This window comes from Pseudonocardia sp. D17 (assembly GCF_036984265.1).
GTDB lineage: Bacteria > Actinomycetota > Actinomycetes > Mycobacteriales > Pseudonocardiaceae > Pseudonocardia > Pseudonocardia benzenivorans.
In genome coordinates this window covers 60,551-85,103 of sequence record NZ_BPRG01000234.1, presented here as the reverse complement: position 1 = coordinate 85,103, position 24,553 = coordinate 60,551, and the positions used below count along the sequence as shown (strand labels likewise).

Here is a 24,553-nt window from a genome sequence, read left to right as displayed (position 1 = left end):
CCCGGTCAGCCGAAGACCAGCCGGACCCGCCGGCGGTGCGCCGGGCCGACCACCGTCAACAGGGCGATGAGGACCGGGCCCGCGACCTTGCGCATCGCCGCGCTCTCCGCGGGGGTCGCCGCCGCGACGATCCGGGGCAGCTGGAACGCGATCCCGGGCCCGCCCTTGCGCGCGCGGACCGCCCGCTCGACACCCGCCCACTCCGCCGCCGGCACGTACTGCTCGATCACGGGGAAGACGTCGCGCTCCTCGGCGTCGATGTGCTCGTCGAGCTCGTCGCGGACGACGCTCAGGGCGGCGGCCAGCTCGGCCGCGAGCGCGGGCTGCTCCTCGGGTCGGCCCGTCGCGAGTGCCGCCGCGGCCGCGCGCACCCGGTCGAGCAACGGGTCGAGGGCGGCGTGGTCGTCGGAGAGCTCCGTGAGGTCGACGGCCGCGCCCGCCCGGGCGGCGATGACCGGCCACGCGTCGAGGTCCTCCGCGGTGTGGTGGTGGTGGATCTCGGCGCAGAGGTCGCGGACCCACTTGTCGACGGCCCTGGCACGCCGGGGCGAGCACCCGGTGCGGACGTCGGCGAGCCGCTCGGCCAGCGCCGTGGTGCGGTGCAGCTCGGCGCGCATCGCGCGGTGCAGCAGGCGCAGTCCGAGCAGGTCGGGGGTGGTCGCGGTGGCGGCGGTCATCGGTCTCTCCGGTCCTCGTGGGTTCGCGGTTCGGTGCTGACGGGACCCAGCGTGCGACCGCGCGCTTGTGGCCGACTTGTTCCCGACTTGCGGGTGATCCAGAGGACAGGAACCAATGTTGACCGGCCGGTCAGTCAAAGCGCAGACTCGGAGTGTCTCCAGGAAAGTCGGAGTGTCTCCGGGAAAGAAGGTGATCGCTATGGCCACCAGGTCATGGCAACGCTGGCAGGATTGGGCAGCAGTGGTGATCGGCGTGCTGGCGGCTCTCTCGCCGCTGGTGTTCACCGTCGACGCCGCGGCCGTGTGGGCGCTCGTCGTCCTCGGGGTGCTCCTCGCGGCGAGCGGGTTGTGGTCGCTGGCCGCACCGGGATCCGTCGCGAGCGAGTACGTCCACGCGGTACTGGGCGTGCTGCTGTTCATCTCGCCGTGGGTCCTCGGGTACAGCGACCTCCTCGGCGCCTCGTGGACGTCGTGGGTCGCAGGTGTCCTCGCGGTGGTCGTGGGTCTGACGGCGATCCCGGCCGCACAGCACAGCCACCAGGGCGGTCTCACCGCCCAGCACTGATCCACTCCGGAAGCGCGCAGGCCGCGACCGTCATGGTCGCGGCCGACGCGCGCCCGGGGGAAGGCGCGTCGGCGGGACTGCGCGGGGGGAGAATGCCGTGGTGAGCGACGACGAGCGGCCGGCCCGCGAGCGCATCCTCGACGCCGCCGAGACCCTCTTCGCCGAGGACGGCTTCGACGCCACCCCGACCTCACGGATCGCGGACCGGGCCGGTGTCCCGAAGGGCCTCGTGCACTACTACTTCGCGCGCAAGCCCGACCTGCTCGAGGCGCTCGTCGAGCGGCTCCCCGACGAGCGCGTCGATCCGGCGGCGGTCGTCGTCGCGGGCGACGTCGTCGAGAGCCTGCACCGGCTGGTCGCCGCGCTCGACGCGTCGCTGGGCTCCTCGGCGGTGCTCTCGCACCTGCTCTGGCGGGAGGCCGACACCCATCCTGCCGTCCTCGCCGCGCTGCACACCCGCTTCGACCTGCTCGTCGAGCAGATCCGGGACGTCATCAGGGCGTCGCTGCCCGCCTGCGGCGCCGACGTCGACAGTGCCGCCCAGCTACTGGCCAGCGCGGTGAGCTACCGGCACTCCGTCGCCCGGCACGTCGACGACGGCGCTGTCGCCATGCACCGTGAGCTGCGGTTCCTCGCCACCGCGCTCGAACGGTCGAACTGATGTTCGACTCTCGTGTAGGCTCCGGGGCATGGCGATCGACCTCGCGTGGCAGCCCTCGCTGCTCGACGACGCCGGCCCCCCGGCCCCGGAGGTCGACGTCGGGTTCGCCGCGGTCCGCCGGCACGATCTCGGCGACGGGGCGTGGGTCGACCACGGCCCCGGATGGATGCGCGGCGCCGATGCACTGTTCGCGACGTTGCTGGCCCGCACCCCGTGGGCGCAGCGCGACATCCGGATGTACGAGCGCGTGCTGCCCGAGCCGCGGCTCACCCACCGCTGGACCCTCGCCGACGCGCCCGCTCCGCTCGGCCGGCTCGCGCGGCTGCTGAGCACCCGCTACGGCGTCGAGTTCACCCAGGTCGGGGCGAACCTCTACCGCGACGGCGCCGACAGCGTCGCCTGGCACGGCGACCGGGTGGCCCGCGAGCTCGACACGGCCGTCGTCGCGCTGCTCTCACTGGGGGCCGTGCGGCCGTTCCGGCTGCGGCCGACCGGCGGCGGCCCGAGTGTGTCGTTCCTGCCCGGCCCGGGCGACCTGCTGGTCATGGGCGGCACGTGTCAGCGCACCCGCCAGCACAGCGTCCCCAAGATCCGGTCCGCGGCACCCCGGATCAGCGTGCAGTTCCGGCACGCCTACCCGCGTTGATCCGGCGCACCGCCGTCTAGGCTGCTGCGATGCAGCGCAGGGTCGGTGTGATGGGCGGGACGTTCGACCCGATCCACCACGGTCACCTCGTCGCGGCCAGCGAGGTCGCCGACCGGTTCGGCCTCGACGAGGTCGTCTTCGTGCCGACGGGCCAGCCGTGGCAGAAGGCCGGCGACGAGGTCAGCCCGGCGGAGGACCGCTACCTCATGACGGTCATCGCGACGGCGTCGAACCCGCGGTTCTCGGTGAGCCGCGTCGACATCGACCGCGGCGGTCCGACCTACACCGCCGACACCCTCGCCGACCTGCGCAAGACGCTGCTCGACGCGCAGCTCTTCTTCATCACCGGCGCCGACGCTCTCGAACAGATCCTGTCGTGGCGCAAGCTCGACGAGCTGTTCGAGAACGCGCACTTCATCGGCGTCACCCGGCCCGGGTACGAGCTCGACGGAGCCCACCTGCCCAAGGGGGCGGTGTCGCTGGTCGAGGTCCCGGCCATGGCGATCTCGTCGACCGACTGCCGGGAACGCGTCGCCGCGGGCAGACCCGTCTGGTACCTCGTGCCCGACGGCGTCGTCCAGTACATCTCCAAGCGCAGGCTCTACCGCGGCGACGCCGACCGGGCCAGCTGAGCGCGTCGCACCCGGCCTGGGACAATCGTCGTCGTCGCGCGCTCCCGATCCCCGGGGCGTGCGGGAAGGGGAACCGTGACGGCGACCGATCAGGCGATCGAGATGGCCAGGGTGGCCGTGGCCGCGGCCGCGGACAAGAAGGCCGTGGACATCCTCGTGCTCGACGTCTCCGAGCAGCTCGTCATCACCGACTGCTTCGTGCTGGCGTCGGCGCCGAACGAGCGGCAGGTCTCGGCGATCGTCGACGGCATCGAGGAGAAGCTGCGCGAGCACGGCGTCAAGCCGACCCGGCGCGAGGGCACCCGTGAGGGCCGGTGGGTGCTGCTCGACTTCACCGACATCGTCGTGCACGTCCAGCACACCGAGGAGCGGGGCTTCTACGGTCTCGACCGGTTGTGGAAGGACTGCCCGGTGCTCGACTTCCCGGAGGCCCGCGTCGAGGTCGCTCCCGACGAGGACGGCACCGACGAGGACCCCGCCGCCGGCGCGGCCGGGTGAGCCTGCGCAGGGTCGTCCTGCTGCGGCACGGGCAGACCGACCACAACGTCGACGGCCGCATGCAGGGACACGTCGACTCGACGCTCACCGCCCGCGGCCTCGGTCAGGCCCGTGCGGTGGCGCCCGAGCTGGCGCGCTTCGCGCCGGCCCGCCTGATCAGCTCCGACCTCAGCCGCGCGGCCCGCACGGCGGCCGAGGTCGCGGCCGTGACCGGGCTGCCCGTCGAGTACGACGTGCGGCTCCGCGAGACGGACCTCGGCGACTGGGGCGGCATGTCGATCGTCGACATCGAGCGGACGACGCCAGGCGCGATCGACGCCTGGCGCTCCGACCCGACCTGGCGGCCGCCCGGCGGCGAGACCCGCGTCGAGGTCGTCGCGCGGTCGGTGCCGCTGGTCGAGGAGCTCGACGCGGAGTACGCCGACGCGGAGGCCGACGTCACCGTGCTGCTCGTCGCGCACAGCGGGGTCATCGCCGGGATGGTGTCCGGCCTGCTCGACCTGCCGCAGACCGTATGGCCCGCCGTGGGCGGCATGGGCAACGCGCACTGGGCCGTGCTCGGCCGCAGACCCGGCAAGTCGATGTGGCGGCTCACCGGCTACAACGTGGGTCTCGACCGATGAGCCGGAGCGGGTCGGTGCTGCTCGTGCTCGCCGACTCGCTCGCCTTCCACGGCCCCGAACGCGCCGAACCCGCCGACGACCCCCGGCTGTGGCCCAACGTGGCCGCCGCCGCGCTCGGCCTGCGCGCCGAGGTCGTCGCCGGGGCCGGGTGGACCGCCCGGCACGCGTGGCACGCGCTCACCCATGACCCGCGGGTCTGGGCCGTGCTGCCACGCGTCGAGGCGCTGGTCCTCGGGGTCGGCGGGATGGACGCGCTGCCCTCGCCGCTGCCCACCGCGGTCCGCGAGCTGATCCCGGTGCTGCGGCCCGCTCCGCTGCGCCGCGTCGTCCGCGACGGGTACCTGCGCGCCCAGCCCCGGCTCGCTCGGGCGTTCGCGCGGCTGCCCGGCGGTGGGCCCGTCGCGCTGCCGCCGCGGCTGACCGTCGAGCACCTCGAACGCTGCCGCGCCGGCGTGGCCGCGCTGCGCCCGGAGGTCGTCGTCGCCGTGCTGACCCCCGCCCCGCACCGGGCCGCCGTCTACGGCGGCGCGCACCCCGGCCGGGAGCGTGCCGAGCGCGCGACCCGACGCTGGGCGGCCGGTTCCGGAGCCGCGGTCGTGGACGTCGTCGCGCTGGTCGGCGACCACGTCCGCGCGGGCCACGGCAACCCCGACGGCATGCACTGGGGCTGGTCGGCACACGCCACCGTCGGCGCCGCGGTGGCCGCCGTCGTCGCCGACAGGACGGGTCGGCGACGCGAGCCGGGGATGGCACCGCCGACGGCGCCGAGGCGCTAGGGTCCGTCGTCGTGCCCGTCGCCGTCGTGACCGACTCGACCTCCTATCTGCCGGCCGGCGTCGCTGCGGAGCGCGGCATCCGGATCGTCCCGCTCGAGGTGCGGCTCGGGGACCGCACGGGCCGCGACGGCGAGGACGTCACGCCGGACGAGCTCGTCGCCGCCCTGGCCGACCGCAGCCTCGACGTCCACACCTCCCGACCCACCCCGGCCGCGTTCGCCGCGACCTACCGGGATGCACTCGAGAGCGGTGCGACGGGCGTCGTCTCCGTGCACCTGTCCCGTGAGCTCTCCGGGACCTGGGACGCGGCTCGCCTCGCCGCGGAGGAGGTCGGGCCGGGCCGGGTGCGCATCGTCGACTCCCGGGCCGTCGCCATGGGGCTCGGGTACGCCGTACTCGCCGCCTGCGACGCGGCCGACGCCGGCGCGGGCGGAGCGGAGGTCGAGCAGGCCGCGGCCGACGTCGCCGCGCGCTGCCGGGTCTTCTTCTCCGTCGACAGCCTCGACCGGCTCCGCCGCGGGGGCCGGATCGGGGCCGCGGCCAAGCTGTTCGGGACCGCCCTCGCGGTGAAACCGCTGCTGCACCTGGCCGAGGGCCGCATCATGCCGCTGGAGAAGGTCCGGACGACGGCCCGTGCGGCGCAACGACTTCTCGATCTCGCCGTCGCCGCCGCCGGCGAGGGTGCCGACCTCGCCGTGCACCACCTCGGTGCCGCCGCGCGCGCCGAGGAGCTGGCTGCCGCGCTGCGCGAGCGGCTGCCCGACGCCGCCCGGCTGCTGGTCTCGGAGGTGGGGGCGGTGATCGGGGCGCACGCCGGGCCCGGGCTGCTGGGGATCGTCGTCGTGCCCCGCCGGTCGGACGCGGGCTCGGACACGGACACGGACACGGACGCGGGCGCGGGCTGATCTCTCTCGGCAGAGCGTCCGGGGCCGATCCGCACGCCGCCCTATCGGGGCGGAGGCGGGGCGGCGCGCCGCTGCTCGGTTGGCGGTGTGCCGCGCGGTGTTGCTCGTGTGGCGGTGTGCCGCGGGGCGTTGCTCGTGTGGCGGTGTGCCGCGCGCGTCCGAGTGCCGCGCCGGCGGCTGCGCCCCCGCCCAGCGTTCCACACCCCACCGACTTCTCTCCGATGTGAACGACCGCCCGCGGCGAGTTGTCCCCATGGCAGGCGGCTGTCCACAGTGATCCTGCGGCGCGGCCCATCGGTCCCACCGCGGCCATAGCGTCGCCGACGTGGCAGGTGCGGTGGACTCGCGAGGGCGGCTGGCCGCGGCGTTCCGCGGTCGCGGTCCGAGTGCCCTCCCACGTGCGGCGGCCGACGACCGCGGTCCTGATGCGTTCTGGACCGACCGTCCGGAGTGGATGGCCGAGCCCGCCACGGTGGAGCTGCCGCTCGTGCCGGACGCGGGCATCGGACGCCGCGGTCCCGTCGCCGCGCTGGCCGATCGGCTCCGGCGCCGCCGGGGGTCTGCGGTGCGTCGCTGGGTCCCCGAGGGCCTGCGCGGCGCCCGGCTCGACCCCGGCAGACCGGGTGCGATCGCGCTCGCGCTGGTCACGGCGGTCGCGGCGCTGGCCGCGGCGATCGGGGTGTGGGGAGAGCGGCCGCGGGCCGAGGCCCTCCCGGCGGCTCCGGCGGCGGGGCTGTCCCCGCTCGTGGCGACGACCGCGCCGACCGAGGGTCCGGACGCCGGTCCGATCGTGGTGAGCGTCGTCGGCAAGGTCGCGCGTCCCGGCCTCGTCCGGGTGGCTGCCGGTGCCCGGCTGGCCGACGCGCTCGAGGCCGCGGGGGGCACCCTGCCCGGGACCGATGTCGCGGCGCTCAACCTCGCCCGTCGGCTCACCGACGGCGAGCAGCTCGTCGTCGGTGCGCCCGCCGCCACGGCCGACGCACTCGCGTCCGGGGGTGCTGCCGCCGGGTCCGACGGCGGCGCGGGCGGTGTTCCGGGCGCCGGCGCGCGGATCGACCTCAACAGCGCGACCGTGGCCCAGCTCGACGAGCTGCCCGGCGTCGGGCCGGTGACCGCGCAGCACATCGTCGACTGGCGTACCCGCAACGGCCGCTTCAGCCGGGTCGACCAGCTCCGCGAGATCGACGGCATCGGCGAGCGGAAGTTCGGCAGGCTCCGCGAACTGGTCGTCGTCGGATGACGCGCCCGGCCCGCGACGGCGCCTGCGGCGCCCCTGGGGACCTTGACAGTCCCGAACAGGAGCGTCCCCGTCCCGACCTGCGACTGGTGCCGGCCGCGTCGGCGGCATGGGCGGTCGTGCTCGCGGGCCTCCTCGGCGGTCCGTGGGTGGCGTGTGTCGCCGGGATGCTCGGCCTCCTCGGCCTCGCGTGGGTGGTCCGGTGCCGGCGCGACCGCGGCTGGTTCGCCGGCGTCGTCGCAGCACTGGGGTGCGCGGTCGCCGCCGCGGGGGTCGTCGGCGCGAACGTGGCGCTCGTCGCCACGCATCCGCTCGCCGACGCCGCCGCGCGCGGCGCCTCCGCCACCATGCGCGTCACGCTGACCGACGATCCACGCCCGGTCCGGGTGAGCGGTGGGTTCGGTCCGGCGCAGGTCACGATCACCGCTTCGCTCGACCAGGCGCGGGCCGGCGCCGGGGTGTGGACCTCCGGGGGCCGGGTCCTGCTGCTGGCGCCGGCCGAGGGCTGGGAGGTGCTGCTCCCCGGGCAGTCGGTCCGCGCCGAGGGGCTGCTCGCACCGGCCGCCCGCCACGACCTGACGATCGCCGTGCTGCGCGTCCGCGGGTCGCCCGCCGAGGTCGGCCCCGCGCCGTGGTGGCAGACCGCCGCAGGCGGGCTGCGCGACGGTCTGCGCGCCGCGTCCCGGACGCTGCCCGAGCGGTCCGCCGGGCTCTGGCCGGGCCTCGCGGTGGGCGACACCCGTGACCAGTCACCCGAGGTGGCCGACGACTTCCGCGCCGCGGGGCTCACCCACCTGACCGCCGTCAGCGGAGCGAACCTCGCCGTCGTCGCGGGGGCGGTGCTGTTCCTCCTGCGGCTGCTGCGTGCCGGGCCCAGGACGTGCGCGGTGGGCGCGGTACTCGCGCTGCTCGGGTTCGTCGTCCTCGCGCGGCCGTCACCGAGCGTGCTGCGGGCGGCGGTGATGGGTGGGATCGTCCTGCTGGCGTTGGCGCTGGGCCGCCGCAGGTCGGCCGTGCCCGCACTCGCCGGGACCGTCGTGGTCCTGCTGCTCGGTTCGCCACGGCTGGCGGTCGATCCGGGGTTCGCGCTGTCGGCCGCGGCGACCGCGGCGCTCGTGCTCGTCGCGCCCGGCTGGGTCCGGCGGCTGCGGGCCCGTGGCGTCCCGCCGGGGGTCGCCGAGTCGATCGTGGTTCCGGCCGCGGCCGGGCTGGCGACGGCGCCGCTGGTCGCCGGGCTGAGCGGGACGGTCAGCCTCGTCTCGCTCGTGGCGAACCTGCTGGCCGCGCCCGTCGTCGCACCCGCGACCGTGCTCGGGGTGCTCGCCGCGCTCGTCTCGGTCGTCGGCAGCGGGCCGGCGGTCGTGTGTGCCTGGCTCGCGAGCCCAGAGGTGGGCTGGCTGGTGCTCGTCGCCGACCACGCCGCGGCGATCCCCGGAGGTGTCGTGCCGTGGCCGGCGGGCTGGCCGGGCGCGCTGCTGCTCGTCGCGGTGATCGTCGTGGTCGGCGTGCTCACCCGCTCCCGGCGGGTCCGCGCGCTGCTGCTCGCGGTTCTCGTCGGGCTGCTGCTCGTCCTGGTGCCGACGAGGGTCGTCCCGGTCGGCTGGCCGCCGGGCGGCTGGGCCGTCGTGGTGTGCGACGTCGGGCAGGGCGACTCGCTCGTGCTGGCGACCGGCTCACCGGGGCACGCGGTACTCGTCGACGCGGGTCCCGACGACGGCCCGACCGACGACTGCCTCGCCCGCCTCGGGGTGCGCGTCCTCGATCTCGTGATCGTCAGCCACCTGCACGCCGACCACGTCGGCGGGATGGCGGGCGCGCTGCGCGGGCGAACGGTCGGGGGCATCGCCGTCGGACCGTCACGGCAGCCTCTGGCAGCGCTGCGCAGGATTCAGGCGCAGGCTGCGCGGGCGGGGACGACCGTCGTCACTCTCGACCCCGGCAGGCGGCTGAGCTGGCCCTCGCTGGTGATCGACGTGCTCGGACCGCTGCACCCGGCGCCCGACGTCGATCCCGACGACGGTACCGCCGTCAACGACGGGTCGCTGGTGATGCGGGCACAGACCCGTGCCGGATCGGTGCTGCTCACCGGCGACGTCGAGCTCGCGGCCCAGGCCGATCTGCTCGCCTCGCACGTGCCGCTGCAGGCCGACGTCCTCAAGGTGCCGCACCACGGCTCGCGCTACTCGTCGCGGGAGTTCCTCGCTGCCGTCGCGCCGCGCGTCGCGCTGGTGTCGGTCGGGGCCGGCAACACCTACCACCACCCCAACGAACCGCTGCTCGCCGTGCTCAGTGGCGCGGGCGTCGTCGTCCGCCGCACCGATCACGACGGCGACACGGCCGTCGTCGCGGGGGACGAGCCGGAGCGCCCGGCCGTCGTCTCCCGTGGCGACCCGTTGCCCGCCCGCCGCCGACGATCTCGACGGGCGGTGCGGGCGGGATCAGCCGCGCCCGGCGAGGGCCTCCTTGACGGCCTTGCTGCTCGACGCGACCGTGGCGGTCGGGCCGACCCGGTCGGCGACGGCGTCGAGGGTCTTCAGGCCGTCACCGGTGATGAGCAGGACGGTCTCGGCGTCGGGGTCGATCTTGCCGGCCTCGATGAGCTTCTTCGCGGTCGCGACGGTGACACCGCCCGCGGTCTCGGCGAACACGCCCTCGGTCCGGGCGAGCAGCTGGATGCCGTCGCGCACCTCGTCGTCGGACACGTGCCCGATCGCGCCACCGGTGCGGCGGACCGCGTCGAGGACGTAGGGGCCGTCGGCGGGGTTGCCGATCGCGAGCGAGCGGGCGATCGTGTCCGGCCGCACGGGCTGGACGACGTCGTGCCCGTCCTCGAACGCCTTCGCGACGGGCGAGCAGCCGGTGGCCTGGGCGCCGAACACCTTGTACGGCGTCGCATCCACCAGGCCGAGCTTGCCGAACTCGGCGAACCCCTTGTCGACCTTGGTCAGCTGCGACCCCGACGCGATCGGGACGACGATCTGCTCGGGCAGCCGCCAGCCGAGCTGCTCGGCGACCTCGTAGCCCAGCGTCTTCGAGCCCTCCGCGTAGTACGGACGGACGTTGACGTTGACGAACGCCCATTCCTCGTGCTCGGCGGCGAGCTCGGTGGCGAGCCGGTTGACGTCGTCGTAGTTGCCGTCGACGGCCAGCAGCGTGCCGCCGTAGACCGCGGTGGTGAGGACCTTGGCCTTCTCCAGCGACGAGGGGATCAGCACGACGGAGTCCCAGCCCGCGCGGGCGGCCGCGGCGGCGACGGCGTTGGCCAGGTTCCCGGTCGACGGGCAGCACAGCACGGTGAAGCCCAGCTCGCGGGCGGCGGCGAGCGCGACGGCGACGACGCGGTCCTTGAACGAGTGCGTCGGGTTGCCGGTGTCGTCCTTGACCCAGAGCGACCGCACACCCAGCGCGGCGGCCAGCCGGTCGGCCTTGATCAGCCGGGTCATCCCGGGCTCGGTGTTCGGGTGCGACTGCACGTCGGACGGCACGGGGAGCAGGTCGCGATAGCGCCAGATCGACTGCGGGCCGGCCTGGATCGACTCCCTGGTCACCGCCGGGAAGTCGTAGGCCACCTCGAGGGGCCCGAAACACTCGGGACAGGCGAACTCCGCGGCCAGCGGGGTCTCGTGGCCGCACTCACGACAAGACAGGGCTCGGGCGGGGCCCAGATCGAGGGAGGTGGTCTGCGCAGCGGCAGTAAGGGTCATCGGAAGATCTCCTCATCTTCCCCGCGACGTGCGGGTCGGAATTGGCACCGTGATCGTCACGCGCGATGGTCGTGCGACGCCGGTTGCCGGGGCTTCAACGGGCCGTTCCCTCTGCCCCTCTGGATGAGCCATATTCGGTTGTCCCGCGGCAGACCGCGGTCACGTTCACCCATTACCGTACGACACCGGCGTCGTCCTCGCGAAGGCATGGTCCGTGATGTGGGAGGCGGGTCACGGCTGCGGCCCGTCGTGGGCGACGATGGTGGACGTGACCCCAGCCGCCTCGGACGGCCGCCCCGAGCCCGTCAACCTCGTCATCGGCGAGGAGGAGCTGCTCGCCGAGCGGGCCGTGCAGGAGGTCGTCGTCCGGGCGCGCGCGGCCGACCCCGAGACCGAGGTCCGGCGGCTGCGCACCAGCGAGGTCGACGCCCAGGAGCTGGCCGAGCACCTCAGCCCGTCGCTGTTCGCCGAGGGGCGCGTGGTCGTCCTCTCCGCGGCGCAGGAGGCGGGCAAGGACATGGTCGCCGCCGTACTTCGCTACGCCGCCGAGCCCGCCGACGGGATCGTGCTGGTCCTGCAGCACCAGGGTGGTGCCCGTGGCAAGTCCTTCGCCGACGACCTGCGCAAGGCCGGAGCGGCCGTCACCCGCTGCGAGCGGCTGACCCGCCCGGCCGAGCGGGCCGACTTCGTCAGGGCCGAGGTCCGCCGGCTCGGCGGGAAGATCACCGGCGACGCGGTCGACGTGCTGCTCGAGGCAGTCGGTTCGGAGCTGCGGGAGCTGGCATCGGCGGCCGGCCAGCTGGTTGCGGACACCGGCGGGGTCGTCGACGAGAAGGCCGTCCGGCGCTACCACCGCGGCCGGGCCGAGGCGACGGGGTTCACCGTCGCGGACAAGGTCGTGGCCGGCGACCGCGAGGGCGCGCTGGAGGCGCTGCGGTGGGCGCTGGTGCTCGGCGTCGCGCCGGTGCTCGTCGCCGACGCTCTCGCCGACGCCGTCCGCACCCTGGCGAAGGTCGGTGCGGCCGGACGCGGCGACCCCAACCGGCTCGCCGGGACCCTCGGGATGCCACCGTGGAAGATCCGCAAGGCGCAAGGGCAGGTGCGGTCGTGGCGGCCGGAGGGGCTCACCGTCGCGTTCGCGGCCGCCGCCGAGGCCAATGCCGACGTCAAGGGCGCGGCCGCCGACCCGGAGTTCGCCCTGGAGCGCGCAGTGCGTCGCATCATCGACGCCCGCGACATCCGCTGACCCGCACCTGCTCGCGGGTCGGGTGTCGCCCCGTCCCTCGTCGTGGACCTCGCCGGGCACTGCCGCCGGCTACAGTGCGGAGCCCGGTCGTGATCCCAGAGCCTCCCGACGAATGCCGCGTGCGCCCGAGGCGTGGCCCCGTCCCCGAGCGCGACCGCTGCGCTGTCCACTGCGCCGGGGACGACGCCGAGGTTGCCCGCGGGCCGTCGTGCGCAACCTGAGTGCTGTTGATCGGGCCGGGAAGGACGGCGAGGTTCCGCGCGGACGGTCGGGCGCAACCTGAGTGCTGCCGTCGGGCCGGGGGCGGCGGTGGGGTTACGTGCGGGCGAGTCGGTGCAACGTGAGTGCTGGCGATCGGGCCTGGGGGAGGACGGTGGGGTTGCGTGCGGGCCGTCGCGCGCAACCTGAGTGCTGGCGATCGGGCCGAGGGCGACAGTGGGGTTGCGCTCGGGTTCTCGCGCGAACCTGAGCTGCCGATCGGCCAGGGACGACGGTGAGGTTGCGCTCGGGTTCTCGCGCGCAACCGCAAGGCTCTCCCCGTGCCCAGGAGCGCGGCCTCGACTCGCAGCAGGGCCACGACTCGCACGGACTCGGCCCGCCCCCAGCTCCGGCGCTCAGCCCCGACCCGCTCAGCCCCGACCCGCTCAGCCCCGACCCGCTCAGCCCCGACCCGCTCAGCCCCGACCCACGGCGCCTGACGGCCTCGCCGGGTCGACTCGGCCCGGCCAGCGGCCGGAGTGCGAGCGGGGGCGTCCTGCGAACACACCAACGGCGCCGTCCGCAGTGCGGACGGCGCCGTCGAGGTGTGGGTCCGGCGTGGGCGCCGGAGCCGCTCAGCTCTCCGAGGAGGAGAGGGCGTGGGCGCGCCGGGCGATCGCCGACTTGCGGTTGGCGGCCTGGTTGCGGTGGATCACACCCTTGCTGGCGGCCTTGTCGAGGGCCTTGGCGGCGGCGCGCTGCAGCTCGACGGCCTTCTCGGTCTCGCCCGCCTCGGCCGCCTCACGGAACCGACGGATGGCGGTCCGCACCGACGACTTGACCGCCTTGTTGCGCTGGCGGCGCTTCTCGTTGGTCTTGACCCGCTTGATCTGGGACTTGATGTTGGCCACGCGTTTGCCTCGAGTCTTCCTGCCTGGAACGTGTACGGGGGCCGGCGTTGCGACCCGTACCGCGGATCGTGCGACCCGGATCGAGCGAGCACGCCGTGCGCTCGGTCATCCATGCTAACAGCGGCCCCGTCGACCCCCGACAAAGCCCCCGTCGGGTGACCGTCTCGACCGCGGGATCGTCGTTCCCGCTGGCTACGGTTTCCCCATGACCGTAGTACTCGTGCACGGGAACCCGGAGATCGCAGCCGTCTGGGGCCCGCTGGTCGCGCACCTCGGTGCCGAGCGGCCGGTCGTCAGGCTGTCCCCACCGGGGTTCGGGGCGCCGCTCCCCGACGGGTTCCCGGCGACGGTCGAGGCGTACCGCGACTGGCTGGTCGGGGAGCTGGAGGAGCTGACCGCGGGCGGCGCCGAGATCGACCTGGTCGGCCACGACTGGGGTGGCGGCCACGTGCTCAACGCCGTCATGGCGCGCCCGGACCTGGTGCGCAGCTGGGCGAGCGACGTCGTCGGCGTCTTCGACCCGGAGTACGTATGGCACGAGCTCGCGCAGTGCTGGCAGACGCCGGGGGAGGGTGAGCGCGCGGTCGAGACGATGGCGGCCAGCCCGGTCGCGGAGCGCGCGCGGCGCCTGGCGGCCCGCGGGATGGACGCGGCGGTGGCCGACCGGGTGGCCGCCGGGTTCGACGACACGATGGGCGAGTGCATCCTGCGGCTCTACCGCTCGGCCGCGCAGCCGGTCATGGCCGACCTCGGGGCGGGGCTGGCAGCCGCCGCACAGCGCCCGGGCCTGGCGATCATGCCGTCCGAGGACACGTTCGCCGGCACCGAGGAACAGCGGCTGCGGGCGGCGGAGCGGGCGGGCGCGCAGGTCGAGACCCTCGACGGCCTCGGGCACTGGTGGATGACGCAGGACCCGGCCCGTGGTGCGGCGGCGCTGACCCGGTTCTGGTCCGGTCTCTGACGCGCGCCCCGGCGGGCGAGGGTCACACCGCGCGCAGGTCCAGCGTGAGCTCCGCGGGCGCCCCCTCGACGAGCCGGACCGGGATCCCCCAGTCCTGCTGGTAGCGGTGGCAGGCCGCGAAGACGCCGTCGCCCTCGTCGCACGCCGCGGCGGCGACGCTGACCGACAGCATCCCTTCGGCGACGTCGGCGGCGAGCTCCACCGAGCGCACCAGGCCGGGTGCGGTGCCGGCACCGCTCACGAGCAGCGACGGCGGGGAGGCGCCGACGGTCAGCGAGGTCGGATCGCCGAAGCGGTCGTCGAGGTGCTGGCCGGTGGGCGGGGTGAAGGCGACCGTGAGCCGCAGCGGGCCGGGGGCGAGATCCGTGCGGGACCGGTGGACGCGGTGTGCTCCGGCGTCGACCCGGGCGCCCGCCGGGACGGGCAGCCGCACGAGCCGGTGCGCGGCCGACTCGACGACGACGAGCGTGTCGCCGTCGACCAGGACGTCGGAGGGCTCGCGGAGGTCCCGGGCCAGCGTCGACACGGTGCGGGTCGCGGGGTCGTAGCGGCGCAGCGCGCCGTTGTAGGTGTCGGCGATCGCGACCGAGCCGTCGGGCAGCACGGCGACGCCGAGCGGGTGCTGCAGCAGCGCCTCGTCGGGCGCGGACCCGTCGCGGAACCCGAAGTCGAACAGCCCGAGCCCGACGGCGGTCGTGACCGCCGCGCCCGCCGCGGGGGACGCGACGACCGAGCGCACCGCCGAGGTCTCGGAGTCGGCGACCCACAGGGTGGCGTCGGTGCCGACGGCGAGGCCGGACGGCTGGGCGAAGAACGCGTCGGTGAGCGGTCCGTCGCGCAGACCCTCGTTCGTCGTGCCGGCGAGGACGGTCGTGGTCCCGGTCCGCGGATCGAACGACCACAGCTGGTGCGAGCCCGCCATCGCGACGACGACCCGGCCGTCCCACCACGCGACGTCCCACGGGGTCGAGAGCTCCTCGGCGGTCGCGCCGACCGCGATCCGCTCGCGCAGCTGGGCGCCCGTCCCGGCGAGCGTGCGGACCTCCCCGGAGGACAGTCGCAGCCCCCGCAGGGCATGGTTGACGCTGTCCGCGACGACGACGTCGTACCCCACGTCCGCGGCCACGTCGGCCGGCAGCGCGACGAGGCCCTGCGGTTCGGAGAACTCGGGGTCGGCGCCGTCGCGCAGGCCACGCCGCCCGTCGCCGATCCGGCGGCGCTCGGTGACCAGGTCCTCGTCGAGCTCGACGAGCTGGTGGTGGGCGGTGTCCGAGACGAGGTAGGAGCCGCCGGGCAGCGCGATCACCTTGCCGGGGAAGCGCAGCGCCGTCTCCGGCTCCGCAGGCGCGATGTAGGGGCCGTCGCCGCGGTGCAGCGTGCCCGCGGCCTCGTGCTCGGCGACGAGCTCACCGATCAGCACGTCGAGCCCGTGCGCGTGGCCCTCCCCCGACAGCTGTGCGACGACGTAACCCGTCGGGTCGATCACCACCAGCGTCGGCCAGGCGCGTGCGGCGTAGGCGTCCCAGGTCTGCAGGGTGGGGTCGTCGAGCACCGGGTGGCCGACGCCGTAGCGCTCGACCGCGGCCTCGACGGCATCGGGGTCGCCCTCGTGGACGAACTTCGGCGAGTGCACCCCGACGGTCACGAGCACGTCGGACCAGCGCTCCTCCAGCGGCCGCAGCTCGTCGAGGACGTGGAGGCAGTTGACGCAGCAGAAGGTCCAGAAGTCGAGCAGGACGATCTTGCCGCGCAGGTCGGCCAGCGACAGGTCCCGGCCGCCGGTACCCAGCCAACGGCGGCCGCGCAGCTCGGGGGCGCGCACACGCATCCGGGTCGTCACGCCGGGAACAACTCCCGCCGCCCCACCCCGTGTTCCGCCCGGCGGCGGTCGGTCACAGGGGTGCCAGCCGGCGGGCTCGCGCCGCCCACCGGCCGTCCTCCTGGACGATCTGTACCGGGTGTCCGAAGCACTCCGAGACGAGGTCCGTCGTCAGTACGGAGGACGCCGGGCCCGCGGCGAGGCAGCGGCCGTCGCGCAGCAGGTAGGCGTGTGTCGTGCTGGGCGGGAGCTCCTCGAGGTGGTGGGTGACCAGCACCGTCGCGAGGGCGGGGTGCTCGTGGCGCAGCACGTCGAGAGCGGTCAGGAGCTGCTCGCGGGCGGCGAGGTCCAGGCCGGTCGCGGGCTCGTCGAGCAGGAGCAGGCGCGGCGCGGGCATGAGCGCGCGGGCGATCAGGGCACGGCCGCGCTCACCCTGCGACAGGGTCGGCCAGCGGTCCGAGGCCCGGTGGCCGACGCCGAGCAGCGCGATCAGGCGGTCGGCCTCCGCCTGCTGGGCCGCGGACGGGGCCCAGCGGGGGACGGGCTCGGTCGTGTTGGTCAGGCCGGTCAGCACGACCTGGCGCAGCGTGAGCGGGGACTGCAGCGGGTGGCGCGGGTTGACGTGCCCGAGGTACGAGCGCAGCTCGCGGACGTCGACCCGGCCCAGCCGGCGGCCCAGCACGTGCACCTCGCCGCGGGTGGGATGGGTCTGCGCGCCGAGGATGCCCAGCAGGGTCGACTTGCCGGCGCCGTTGGGGCCGAGCAGGGCCCAGTGCTCACCGCGCTCGACGCGCAACGACACCGAGTCCAGCAGCCGCGCCGTGCCGCGGACGAGATCGACGTCGCGGGCGAGCAGTACGGGACCCGCGTCGGCGGGCGTCGAGGCGATCACGGGATCTCACGCTAGCCACGGCTCCGCCGCGCGGTCCCGCACCCGCGGCGCGACACTGATCACGTGCCGGAGCTCCCCGAGGTCGAGTCCGCCCGCCGGGTCCTGGAACACGCCCTGGACCGCCGCATCGTCGCGGTCGACGACACCGACGAGTGGGTCTGCCGCCCGCACCCGCCGGGGGAGATCGCGTCGGTGCTGGTCGGCGGCACGTTGACGGCGGCGCACCGGCGCGGCAAGGCAATGTGGTGCGAGACCCGCGACGAGCACGGCGACGACGGGCCACACCTCGGGCTGCACCTGGGCATGGGCGGGCGCCTCGTCGTCACCGACGCGGATGACGTGCGCGCCGGCGGCGATCCCCGGCCGGACGGCTCGCAGGGCAGGCCCGAGTGGAACCGCTTCACGGTCACCTTCGACGACGGTGGCGAGCTGCGGCTGTTCGACAAGCGTCGGCTCGGGCGGGTGCGCCTGGACCCCGACATCGACGCGCTCGGCCCGGACGCCGAGGAGATCACCGCCGCCGGACTGCGTGAGCGGCTGCGCCGCAGCCACGCTCCGGTCAAGGCACGGCTGCTCGACCAGAAGGTCGTCGCGGGCATCGGCAACCTGCTTGCCGACGAGACGCTCTGGCAGGCGCGGATCGCGCCGTCGCGGCCTGCGGACGAGCTCGACCGCACCGAGGTGAACCGCCTGCATCGCAACCTCGAGCGGGCGCTGCGGTCCGCGATCGAGAAGGGCGGGGTGCACACGGGCCGGGTGATCGCGCACCGCCGTGCCGACGGGGCCTGCCCACGCTGCGGGGCCCCGATGGTGCACGGCACGGTCGGCGGCCGCTCCACCTGGTGGTGCTCGGCGGAACAGGCGAGGTGAGCCCGGCCTGCCGGGGAGGGTGACGCGGGCCGACCCGCCGGGCGCTCGCCGGAGCCCTCGACCGCATCCCGTTCGGCGTCACCCGCGCCACCCGCGTCATCGACGCCTCGACGTCACCGGCCCGTGCCACGATCGTCGACGTCGCCGGCGCGGTCGGGATGTTCGCCGTCGGCGTCAGGTGCGTCGGCCCGCAGATCCACGGCATCGCGCCGGAGGAGATCCGCGGGACCGCCGCCGACCGAGCGGGCGGGGGCCCGGCCGGCCGGGCCCCCGCCGGCGGGCCCGGCCCGGCTCGTCGCACGGGCGGGCCAGGTCCGGCGCACGAGCACGCACACCGTCAGCCAGGTGGCGCCGACGAGCCAGCCGGCCAGCACGTCGCTGAACCAGTGCACGCCCAGGTAGAGCCGCGTCGCGCCGACGGCGAGGACCCACAGCGTGGCACCGGTGAGCACGGCGACGCGGGTCCGCACCCCCCACGCGTGCCAGCCGACGACGACCAGCGCCCCGACCACGACCAGCGACATCGTCGCGTGGCCCGAGGGCAACGACTCGTTGGTCTCGGTCACCAGCCGCGTCGCCGCGGGCGGGCGGGCCCGGTCGAAGAGCGCCTTGAGCAGCCGGAACAGCGCGCTCGCGCCGATCGTCGCGGCGGCGAGGAAGAGCACGTCGCGACGGTGGCCGCGCAGCCACAGCAGCACGCACGCGGCGGCGGCGAGCCCCGCCATCGCCGCGGTGCTCCCGACGGTGGTGACGACGACGGCCGCGGTCGTGAGGTCGGGCGTGCGGACGTCGAGGAAGTCGGCGAGCACGGTCGGGTCGGCCGCGGCGGGCCCGGACCCGGTCAGGCCCGCGTGCAGCAGCCACCCGGCGGCCAGGCCGAGCACCCCGACGAGCCCGACCGCCACCGCGAGCCGCGCACGCGGACCGGAGGGCATGTCGCCAGTGTGCCGCGACGTCCGCCGGTCCGCGTCCGGGCGGCTACGACGAGCGGCCGCGCAGCTCCCGGTACCGCTTGACCAGCGCCGTGGACGACGCGTCGAGCCCGGCGTACGACGGGGCGGCGTCGGAGAGCACCGGCACCAGCTGCTTGGCCATGACCTTGCCCAGCTCGACGCCCCACTGGTCGAACGAGTCGATGCCCCAGATCGAGCCCTCGACGAACGTCACGTGCTCGTAGAAGGCGATGAGCTGGCCGAGCACCGACGGGCTGAGCTCGGGCGCGAGGATCGTCGAGGTCGGCCGGTTGCCGGGCATGACCTTGTGCGGCACCACGTCGGCGGGGGTGCCCTCGGCCGCGATCTCTTCGGCGGTCCTGCCGAACGCGAGCGCCGCGGTCTGGGCGAACAGGTTGGCGGAGAACAGGTCGTGCATGTCGGCCGCGCCCTCGCCGGGCAGGTCGTGCGCGGGCCGGGCGAAGCCGATGAAGTCCGCGGGCACGAGCCGGGTGCCCTGGTGCAGCAGCTGGTAGAACGCGTGCTGGCCGTTGGTCCCCGGCTCGCCCCACCAGATCTCGCCGGTGGGCGTCGTGACCGCGACGCCGGTCTGCTGCACCGACTTGCCGTTGCTCTCCATCGTCAGCTGCTGCAGGTAGGCGGGCAGCCGGTGCAGGTACTGGCTGTAGGGCAGCACGGCGTGTGTCTGGACGCCGAAGAAGTTCGCGTACCAGATGTTGAGCAACCCGGCGATCAGCGGCACGTTCTCCGCGGCCGGCGCGGTGCGGAAGTGCTCGTCCATGGCGTGCATGCCGGCCAGGAACTCGCCGAACCGGTCGGGCCCGACGGCGACCATGAGGGAGAGCCCGATCGCGGAGTCGACGGAGTAGCGGCCGCCGACCCAGTCCCAGAAACCGAACATGTTGGCCTCGTCGATGCCGAACTCCCGCACCTTCTCGGCGTTCGTCGACACGGCGGCGAAGTGCTTGGCGACGGCGGAGTCGTCGCCCAGTGCTGCGAGCAGCCAGTCACGGGCGTTGCGCGCGTTGGTCAGCGTCTCGAGTGTGGTGAAGGTCTTGGAGGAGACGATGAACAGCGTCGTCGCCGGGTCGAGGTCGCGGACGGTCTCGGCGAGGTCGGTCGGGTCGATGTTGGACACGAACCGGACGGTGAGGTCGCGGTCGGACCAGGCCTTCAGCGCCTCGTAGGCCATGACCGGGCCGAGGTCCGAGCCGCCGATGCCGATGTTGACGACGGCGCGGATGCGCTCGCCGGTGTGGCCGGTCCACTTCCCGGACCGCACCGAGTCGGCGAACGTGCCCATCCGGTCGAGGACCTCGTGCACGTCGCTGACGACGTCCTGGCCGTCGACGGTCAGCGACGCGTCGCGGGGTTGCCGGAGCGCGGTGTGCAGGACGGCACGGTCCTCGCTGGTGTTGATGTGGTCGCCGCGGAACATGGCCGCGATCCGGTCGGGGATCCCCGCCCGCTCGGCCAGCGCGAACAGCAGCGGCAGCGTGTCGCGGGTGATGCGGTGCTTGGAGTGGTCGAGGACGAGGTCGGCCGCCGTGGCGGTGAAGGCCTCGACCCGGTCGGGGTCGGAGTCGAAGAGCTCGCGCAGGTGGAGTGGCTCGACCTCGCGCTGGTGGGCGGCCAGTGCGGCCCACTCGGGAGTCGACGTGATGTCGGCGGGACGGCTCGATGCGCTCACCGGCTCATCATGCCCACCCACGCAACGGCGGGGGAGGGTCGAGACCCGTGGCCGACGGAGCCGGGACCGCGGCGGGCACCGCAGGGGCGGAGCTGGGAGAACCGCAGGGGCGGAGCTGGGAGAACCGCAGGGGCGGAGCTGGACGGACGAAGCGGCCGGGCGGCGCTCCCCAGAGCCGCCCGGCCGTGCGGGGTGTGCCGGCCCCCCGCCGACTGCCCCGGAACCATCCGTCCGCGCCCGCTCCCCAGCGGCGGCGACGTGATGGTCGATCCCGTGCCGGGCGAGCCCCCCAGGTGCTGCCCTCCCGCCCGGCAGGAGGAACTCTGCCGGATCCCCGCGGCCGACACGACCGTGCTGGCCCGCCATCGGGGGTGGTGCTAGCCCCACCCCCGACCGGACGCAAGTCCCCGGATCGGGAAGCCGCGGGCTACCCGTCCGTGAAGGTTGCAATCCGGAGCGTGACCTTTCCGGTCGTCGCGCGTTACACGGATGAGTGGTCGATGTGCGACAGCTCACCGCGTACGACCGAACGGTCGTCGCACGATCGGCCGTTCAGCGCTTCATCGTGTGGCATTCGGTCTAGCGTCGGTGGGGCGTCCTCATCGGACATCGAACGGCCCGGGCGGTCCTCGCCGCGGGACCCCGGCGGCACCGAAACCCCCGAACCGCCCCGACCCGACAAGTTCTCCAGGGAGGCTGTAATGCCCCGCACGCTCCCCGACTGGATGCGCGACTGGTCGCGCGACGCGCTGATCCTCGCCGCGCGCCTGATCGTCTCGTTCGTGATGCTCGCGCACGTGTGGCAGACGTTCGTGCAGACCGGGTTCGCCAGCACGACGGTCGTGTTCACCAAGTTCGGCATCCCGCTCGCCATCGTGGCCACGGCGTTCACCCTGGTCGTGGAGCTGACGGGGTCGATCCTGCTGGCGCTGGGCGTGCTCGTCCGCACGGCGGCCGCCGGGTTCACGTTCGTCATGGGCGGCGCGATCGTGTTCGTGCACGCCAAGCACGGTGTGTTCGTGACCAACGGCGGGTGGGAGCTCGTCGGCATGATCATCGCGACGGTGCTGGGTATTGCGGCATTCGGTCCCGGGCGGTTGAGCCTGTCGCACGTGATCGCCGGATGGCGGGCCCGGGCCGCCGAGACGCGCGCCCAGCGTCGCGCCGTCGTGGTCAGCGTCGCCGACAGCGGCCGGCCCGCGGCTCCGGCGATGGCCGGCGGCCCGCGCCCCGAGCAGGTCGCCCGCGCCGCGGAACTGGCCCGGTCCGCGCAGGCCGAGCCGGTCACCGACGTCCGTGGCTTCCCGATGCTGTCCGAGCGCTTCGTGCCGATGGGCACGCCGGCGTCGGGTGCCGGCCGGTCCACCGCGGCCGAGCCGCAGGAGTCCGCCCCGGCCGACGGCGCCCCGGCCTGGACGGCCGGCGAGTTCGGCGAGGGCGCGAATGCGGCCGACGGCTCGGGCCCGCGCTACGTCCCGACCTGGACCGAGCCCGAGCCGCACCTGTTCTCCACCCGCTGATCACCGCACGGTAGCCATCGGCGTCGCCCGCCCCCCGCGGCGCACGCACACCCCGATCCTCGGTGCTCGGACCGTCGGCAAGGATGGTCGCGAGCGAGAGGACGGGGTGTCGTGCTGCGAGCGGTCAGGGCGATCCGCTACGTCACGCCGTTGCGTGAGGGCGGATCGCTGCCGGGTCTGATGGAGGCCGACGACCTCGGTACCTACGTGGTCAAGTTCCACGGGGCGGGCCAGGGCCGCAAGGTGCTGGTGGCCGAGGTCGTCGCGGGCGAGCTCGCCAGGGGGCTGGGTCTGCCGGTCCCGCGGCTCGTGACGATCGACGTCGACCCCCGGCTGGGGCCGGCCGAGCCCGACCAGGAGGTCCAGGAGCTGCTGCGGAACTCGCCGGGCCGCAACCTCGGCGTCGACTTCCTGCCGGGCGCGCTCGACCTCGATCCGCTGGTGTTCGACCCCGGCCCGGAGTTCGCGGGCCGCGTCCTGTGGTTCGACGCGCTGGTCGGCAACGTCGACCGCTCGTGGCGGAACTCGAACATGCTGCTCTGGCACCGGCGGCCGTACCTGATCGACCACGGCGCGACGTTGACCTTCCACCACGGCTGGTCGGGCCCGCCGACGGCCGAGGCCCTCGCCGAGCGGGCCGCCCGGCCGTACGACGCCGCCGACCACGTCCTGCTCGGTGCCGCCCCCGACGTCGACGCCGCCGACGGCGCGCTGGCACCGCTCGTCACCTCCGGGCTGCTCACCGCGGCCGCCGCGGCGGTGCCCGACGAATGGCTCGCCGACGAGCCGGGCTTCGGCTCGGCCGACGCGGTGCGGGCCGCCTACACCGCGGCGCTCACGGCCCGGCTCGACGCCAGGCACGCGTGGCTGCCCCCGCTGCGCGAGGCCGTCGCGGCCGGGGCCCGGCGGGTGGTCCGGCCGTCGGCCCGGCCGTCGTGGCTGGGCGGGTGAGGCGGATGCACCTCTACGAGTACGCGGTGCTGCAGGTCGTGCCGCGGCCCGAGCGCGGTGAGGCCGTCAACGCCGGGGTGATCGTCTACAGCCGCGCCGTCGACTTCCTCGGTGCGGCCGTGCGCCTCGACGCCGCCCGCGTCCGGGCCCTCGACCCGCACGCCGACCTCGAGGCGATCGCACTGGCGCTCGACTCCGTCGCGGGGATCTGCGCGCTGACCGCCCCCGCACGGTCCGACCGGCTCACCGACGCCGCGCTCGCCGCCGCGGGGCCCGGCGACGGGGAGGACCTGGGCCGCCGGTTCCGGCGGCTGACCGCCCCGCGTTCGACGGTCGTGCGCCCGGGTCCCGTCCACACCGGACTCGCCGCGGATCCGGCCTCCGAACCGGCCCGGCTGCTCGCCCGACTCGTCCTGCCCGTGACGTAGGCCCCGGGCGCTGGCCCTGCGGCCGTCGGCACCCTTGAATGAGCGGATGAGCCGATCGACGGAGATCGCGACCGACGACCCGGTCCCCACCGGGCCGCTGGCGCGCTGGCTGCACGCCGAGGTGCCCGAGGTGTCGGCCGGATCCGGTGCGCTGCAGGCGACCCGGATCGCGGGCGGGCACTCCAACCTCACCTACCGCATCGTCGACGACGCCGGGGTGGCCTGGGCGCTGCGCAGGCCGCCGATGGGTGGCGTCCTCGCCACCGCACACGACATGAGCCGCGAGTGGCGGTTCATCAGCGCGCTGCACCCGACGCCGGTGCCGGTCGCCCGGCCCGTCGCGTACTGCGCGGACCCCGACGTCATCGGCGCCGAGTTCTACGTGATGGCGTTCGTCGAGGGGACCGTCCTCGGCGACGACGCGGCGGGCGCGGCCTACCCGCAGGAGTCCCGGCACGCCGCCGGCCTCGCCACCGTCGACGTACTGGCCGACCTGCACTCCGTCGACCCCGACGAGGCCGGGCTCGGCGACCTGCACCGACCGGGCAGCTACCTGCAGCGGCAGCTCAAGCGCTGGCACAAGCAGGCCCACGCCTCCGCCGTCGAGGACCTGACGGGCATCGACGCCGTCCACGACATGCTGGTCGCCGCCGCCCCCGAGGCCACTGCGACCCGCATCGCGCACGGCGACTTCCGCGCGGGCAACCTGATGTACTCGCCGCGGGGTGAGGTCCGGGCGGTCCTCGACTGGGAGCTCGCGACGCTCGGCGACCCCCTCGCCGACCTCGGCTGGCTGCTGATGTCCTGGACGCGTCCGGGCGACGCCGTCCCGGCCGGCACCAACAGCCCGTCGGCCCAGCCCGGCTTCCCGGACCGCGCCGAGCTCGTCGACCGCTACGTGGAGCGGACCGGGACCCCGCTCGGCGACGACGTCGTCGCCTACTACGTGGCCTTCGCGCGCTGGCGCTCGGCGTGCATCGGGGCCGGGGTGTACTCGCGCTACGTCGCCGGGCACATGGGACCCGGTGCCGAGCAGGGCGCGGCTTCCGCGACCCGGCTCGAGGTGCTGCAGGCCCAGGTCGACGAGGCCCGTCGGATGCTGGGCGGCTGACCGGACCGTCGGGCGGCGCGTCGTCACCGGATCGGGACCTGTCCGGTGGACGTTTCCGGCACTGCATCCGAGCCGATGT

At 74.9% G+C, this 24,553-nt stretch carries 23 protein-coding genes, 1 pseudogene and 1 riboswitch; of the genes and pseudogenes, 17 read left to right on the top strand and 7 right to left on the bottom strand.

Features of this window, described 5'->3' with window-relative positions:
* Window positions 1–5 precede the first annotated feature (5 nt).
* Window positions 6–677 (bottom strand): hemerythrin domain-containing protein, encoded by a 672-nt coding sequence (locus PSD17_RS32135; protein ID WP_013674159.1) that lies wholly within the window; start codon window positions 675–677, stop codon window positions 6–8.
* A gap of 199 nt (window positions 678–876) precedes the next feature.
* Between PSD17_RS32135 and PSD17_RS32130 the strand changes: the two genes are divergently transcribed.
* The 10 genes and pseudogenes from PSD17_RS32130 to PSD17_RS32085 form a co-directional block, all read left to right on the top strand.
* Window positions 877–1,242, top strand: coding sequence for an SPW repeat domain-containing protein (locus PSD17_RS32130; RefSeq protein WP_339126057.1), 366 nt, complete (start codon window positions 877–879; stop codon window positions 1,240–1,242).
* Between the two features lie 97 nt (window positions 1,243–1,339).
* The gene (locus PSD17_RS32125) at window positions 1,340–1,903 is read left to right on the top strand and encodes a TetR/AcrR family transcriptional regulator (RefSeq protein ID WP_013674161.1); all 564 of its coding nucleotides are present in this window, start codon (window positions 1,340–1,342) and stop codon (window positions 1,901–1,903) included.
* Window positions 1,904–1,931: 28 nt separating this feature from the next.
* On the top strand, window positions 1,932–2,549 hold the full coding sequence (locus PSD17_RS32120) for an alpha-ketoglutarate-dependent dioxygenase AlkB (protein ID WP_013674162.1): 618 nt from the start codon (window positions 1,932–1,934) through the stop codon (window positions 2,547–2,549).
* Between the two features lie 29 nt (window positions 2,550–2,578).
* Window positions 2,579–3,181 (top strand): nicotinate-nucleotide adenylyltransferase, encoded by a 603-nt coding sequence (gene nadD / locus PSD17_RS32115; RefSeq protein WP_103382222.1) that lies wholly within the window; start codon window positions 2,579–2,581, stop codon window positions 3,179–3,181.
* Between the two features lie 75 nt (window positions 3,182–3,256).
* The gene (gene rsfS, locus PSD17_RS32110; protein ID WP_013674164.1) at window positions 3,257–3,679 is read left to right on the top strand and encodes a ribosome silencing factor; all 423 of its coding nucleotides are present in this window, start codon (window positions 3,257–3,259) and stop codon (window positions 3,677–3,679) included.
* Window positions 3,676–4,302 (top strand): histidine phosphatase family protein, encoded by a 627-nt coding sequence (locus PSD17_RS32105; RefSeq protein ID WP_339126056.1) that lies wholly within the window; start codon window positions 3,676–3,678, stop codon window positions 4,300–4,302. The genes rsfS and PSD17_RS32105 overlap by 4 nt, the downstream gene beginning before the upstream one ends.
* Window positions 4,299–5,078 (top strand): diglucosylglycerate octanoyltransferase, encoded by a 780-nt coding sequence (gene octT, locus PSD17_RS32100; protein ID WP_339126055.1) that lies wholly within the window; start codon window positions 4,299–4,301, stop codon window positions 5,076–5,078. The genes PSD17_RS32105 and octT overlap by 4 nt, the downstream gene beginning before the upstream one ends.
* 11 nt (window positions 5,079–5,089) lie before the next feature.
* Window positions 5,090–5,983: a DegV family protein gene (locus PSD17_RS32095; RefSeq protein ID WP_339126054.1), complete on the top strand. Its 894-nt coding sequence runs from the start codon at window positions 5,090–5,092 to the stop codon at window positions 5,981–5,983.
* Window positions 5,984–6,308: 325 nt separating this feature from the next.
* A complete protein-coding gene (locus PSD17_RS32090; protein WP_233899377.1) occupies window positions 6,309–7,223 on the top strand; it encodes a ComEA family DNA-binding protein in 915 nt (304 codons plus the stop codon).
* Window positions 7,220–9,490, top strand: a pseudogene (locus PSD17_RS32085) (DNA internalization-related competence protein ComEC/Rec2); the annotation flags it as partial. The gene PSD17_RS32090 and the pseudogene PSD17_RS32085, both read left to right, overlap by 4 nt.
* Before the next feature lie 168 nt (window positions 9,491–9,658).
* Here the strand turns inward: PSD17_RS32085 and thrC are convergent.
* Window positions 9,659–10,924: a threonine synthase gene (thrC, locus tag PSD17_RS32080; protein WP_013674169.1), complete on the bottom strand. Its 1,266-nt coding sequence runs from the start codon at window positions 10,922–10,924 to the stop codon at window positions 9,659–9,661.
* Between the two features lie 9 nt (window positions 10,925–10,933).
* Window positions 10,934–11,054: riboswitch (SAM riboswitch) on the bottom strand.
* 129 nt (window positions 11,055–11,183) lie between these two features.
* Between thrC and holA the strand changes: the two genes are divergently transcribed.
* Entirely contained in the window at window positions 11,184–12,170 is a 987-nt protein-coding gene (gene holA, locus PSD17_RS32075) for a DNA polymerase III subunit delta (RefSeq protein ID WP_041760892.1), read from the top strand.
* Between the two features lie 833 nt (window positions 12,171–13,003).
* Here holA and rpsT read toward each other — a convergent pair.
* On the bottom strand, window positions 13,004–13,279 hold the full coding sequence (gene rpsT / locus PSD17_RS32070; RefSeq protein WP_013674171.1) for a 30S ribosomal protein S20: 276 nt from the start codon (window positions 13,277–13,279) through the stop codon (window positions 13,004–13,006).
* Window positions 13,280–13,484: 205 nt separating this feature from the next.
* On the opposite strand from rpsT, the gene PSD17_RS32065 reads away from it, so the two are divergent.
* The gene (locus tag PSD17_RS32065; RefSeq protein ID WP_339126053.1) at window positions 13,485–14,240 is read left to right on the top strand and encodes an alpha/beta fold hydrolase; all 756 of its coding nucleotides are present in this window, start codon (window positions 13,485–13,487) and stop codon (window positions 14,238–14,240) included.
* 22 nt (window positions 14,241–14,262) lie between these two features.
* On the opposite strand, the gene PSD17_RS32060 is transcribed toward PSD17_RS32065, so the two are convergent.
* Complete coding sequence (locus PSD17_RS32060; RefSeq protein ID WP_339126170.1) at window positions 14,263–16,068, bottom strand: NHL domain-containing thioredoxin family protein; 1,806 nt, start codon at window positions 16,066–16,068, stop codon at window positions 14,263–14,265.
* 64 nt (window positions 16,069–16,132) lie between these two features.
* Window positions 16,133–16,951 carry an ABC transporter ATP-binding protein gene (locus PSD17_RS32055; RefSeq protein WP_103382213.1) on the bottom strand — a complete coding sequence of 273 codons (819 nt, stop codon included), beginning with the start codon at window positions 16,949–16,951 and terminating at the stop codon, window positions 16,133–16,135.
* A 63-nt stretch (window positions 16,952–17,014) separates the two neighbouring features.
* Here PSD17_RS32055 and PSD17_RS32050 point away from each other — a divergent pair, with 63 nt between their 5' ends.
* Window positions 17,015–17,821: an Fpg/Nei family DNA glycosylase gene (locus PSD17_RS32050; RefSeq protein ID WP_103382212.1), complete on the top strand. Its 807-nt coding sequence runs from the start codon at window positions 17,015–17,017 to the stop codon at window positions 17,819–17,821.
* 113 nt (window positions 17,822–17,934) lie between these two features.
* Here the strand turns inward: PSD17_RS32050 and PSD17_RS32045 are convergent, their stop codons facing one another.
* The gene (locus PSD17_RS32045) at window positions 17,935–18,756 is read right to left on the bottom strand and encodes a phosphatase PAP2 family protein (RefSeq protein ID WP_339126052.1); all 822 of its coding nucleotides are present in this window, start codon (window positions 18,754–18,756) and stop codon (window positions 17,935–17,937) included.
* A gap of 43 nt (window positions 18,757–18,799) precedes the next feature.
* Complete coding sequence (pgi, locus tag PSD17_RS32040; RefSeq protein ID WP_339126051.1) at window positions 18,800–20,464, bottom strand: glucose-6-phosphate isomerase; 1,665 nt, start codon at window positions 20,462–20,464, stop codon at window positions 18,800–18,802.
* Between the two features lie 701 nt (window positions 20,465–21,165).
* Between pgi and PSD17_RS32035 the strand changes: the two genes are divergently transcribed.
* From PSD17_RS32035 to PSD17_RS32020, 4 genes are all read left to right on the top strand, one after another.
* Window positions 21,166–21,984, top strand: a complete 819-nt coding sequence (locus PSD17_RS32035) for a DoxX family protein (protein WP_013674179.1) — start codon at window positions 21,166–21,168, stop codon at window positions 21,982–21,984.
* Between the two features lie 111 nt (window positions 21,985–22,095).
* Entirely contained in the window at window positions 22,096–22,935 is an 840-nt protein-coding gene (locus tag PSD17_RS32030; protein ID WP_339126050.1) for a HipA family kinase, read from the top strand.
* Window positions 22,936–22,940: 5 nt separating this feature from the next.
* Window positions 22,941–23,363: a DUF3037 domain-containing protein gene (locus PSD17_RS32025; RefSeq protein WP_013674181.1), complete on the top strand. Its 423-nt coding sequence runs from the start codon at window positions 22,941–22,943 to the stop codon at window positions 23,361–23,363.
* A gap of 46 nt (window positions 23,364–23,409) precedes the next feature.
* A complete protein-coding gene (locus PSD17_RS32020) occupies window positions 23,410–24,474 on the top strand; it encodes a phosphotransferase family protein (RefSeq protein ID WP_013674182.1) in 1,065 nt (354 codons plus the stop codon).
* Window positions 24,475–24,553: the final 79 nt, after the last annotated feature.

What these genes read in the sequence shown, in the direction of transcription:
- PSD17_RS32035 (WP_013674179.1), top strand. Translation starts at nt 21,166, where the DNA reads ATGCCCCGCACGCTCCCCGACTGGATGCGCGACTGGTCGCGCGACGCG.
- PSD17_RS32025 (WP_013674181.1), top strand. Translation starts at nt 22,941, where the DNA reads ATGCACCTCTACGAGTACGCGGTGCTGCAGGTCGTGCCGCGGCCCGAG.
- nadD (WP_103382222.1), top strand. Translation starts at nt 2,579, where the DNA reads ATGCAGCGCAGGGTCGGTGTGATGGGCGGGACGTTCGACCCGATCCAC.
- PSD17_RS32065 (WP_339126053.1), top strand. Translation starts at nt 13,485, where the DNA reads ATGACCGTAGTACTCGTGCACGGGAACCCGGAGATCGCAGCCGTCTGG.
- PSD17_RS32020 (WP_013674182.1), top strand. Translation starts at nt 23,410, where the DNA reads ATGAGCCGATCGACGGAGATCGCGACCGACGACCCGGTCCCCACCGGG.
- PSD17_RS32120 (WP_013674162.1), top strand. Translation starts at nt 1,932, where the DNA reads ATGGCGATCGACCTCGCGTGGCAGCCCTCGCTGCTCGACGACGCCGGC.
- PSD17_RS32060 (WP_339126170.1), bottom strand. Translation starts at nt 16,068, where the DNA reads ATGCGTGTGCGCGCCCCCGAGCTGCGCGGCCGCCGTTGGCTGGGTACC.
- PSD17_RS32130 (WP_339126057.1), top strand. Translation starts at nt 877, where the DNA reads ATGGCCACCAGGTCATGGCAACGCTGGCAGGATTGGGCAGCAGTGGTG.
- thrC (WP_013674169.1), bottom strand. Translation starts at nt 10,924, where the DNA reads ATGACCCTTACTGCCGCTGCGCAGACCACCTCCCTCGATCTGGGCCCC.
- octT (WP_339126055.1), top strand. Translation starts at nt 4,299, where the DNA reads ATGAGCCGGAGCGGGTCGGTGCTGCTCGTGCTCGCCGACTCGCTCGCC.
- PSD17_RS32135 (WP_013674159.1), bottom strand. Translation starts at nt 677, where the DNA reads ATGACCGCCGCCACCGCGACCACCCCCGACCTGCTCGGACTGCGCCTG.
- holA (WP_041760892.1), top strand. Translation starts at nt 11,184, where the DNA reads ATGGTGGACGTGACCCCAGCCGCCTCGGACGGCCGCCCCGAGCCCGTC.
- PSD17_RS32045 (WP_339126052.1), bottom strand. Translation starts at nt 18,756, where the DNA reads ATGCCCTCCGGTCCGCGTGCGCGGCTCGCGGTGGCGGTCGGGCTCGTC.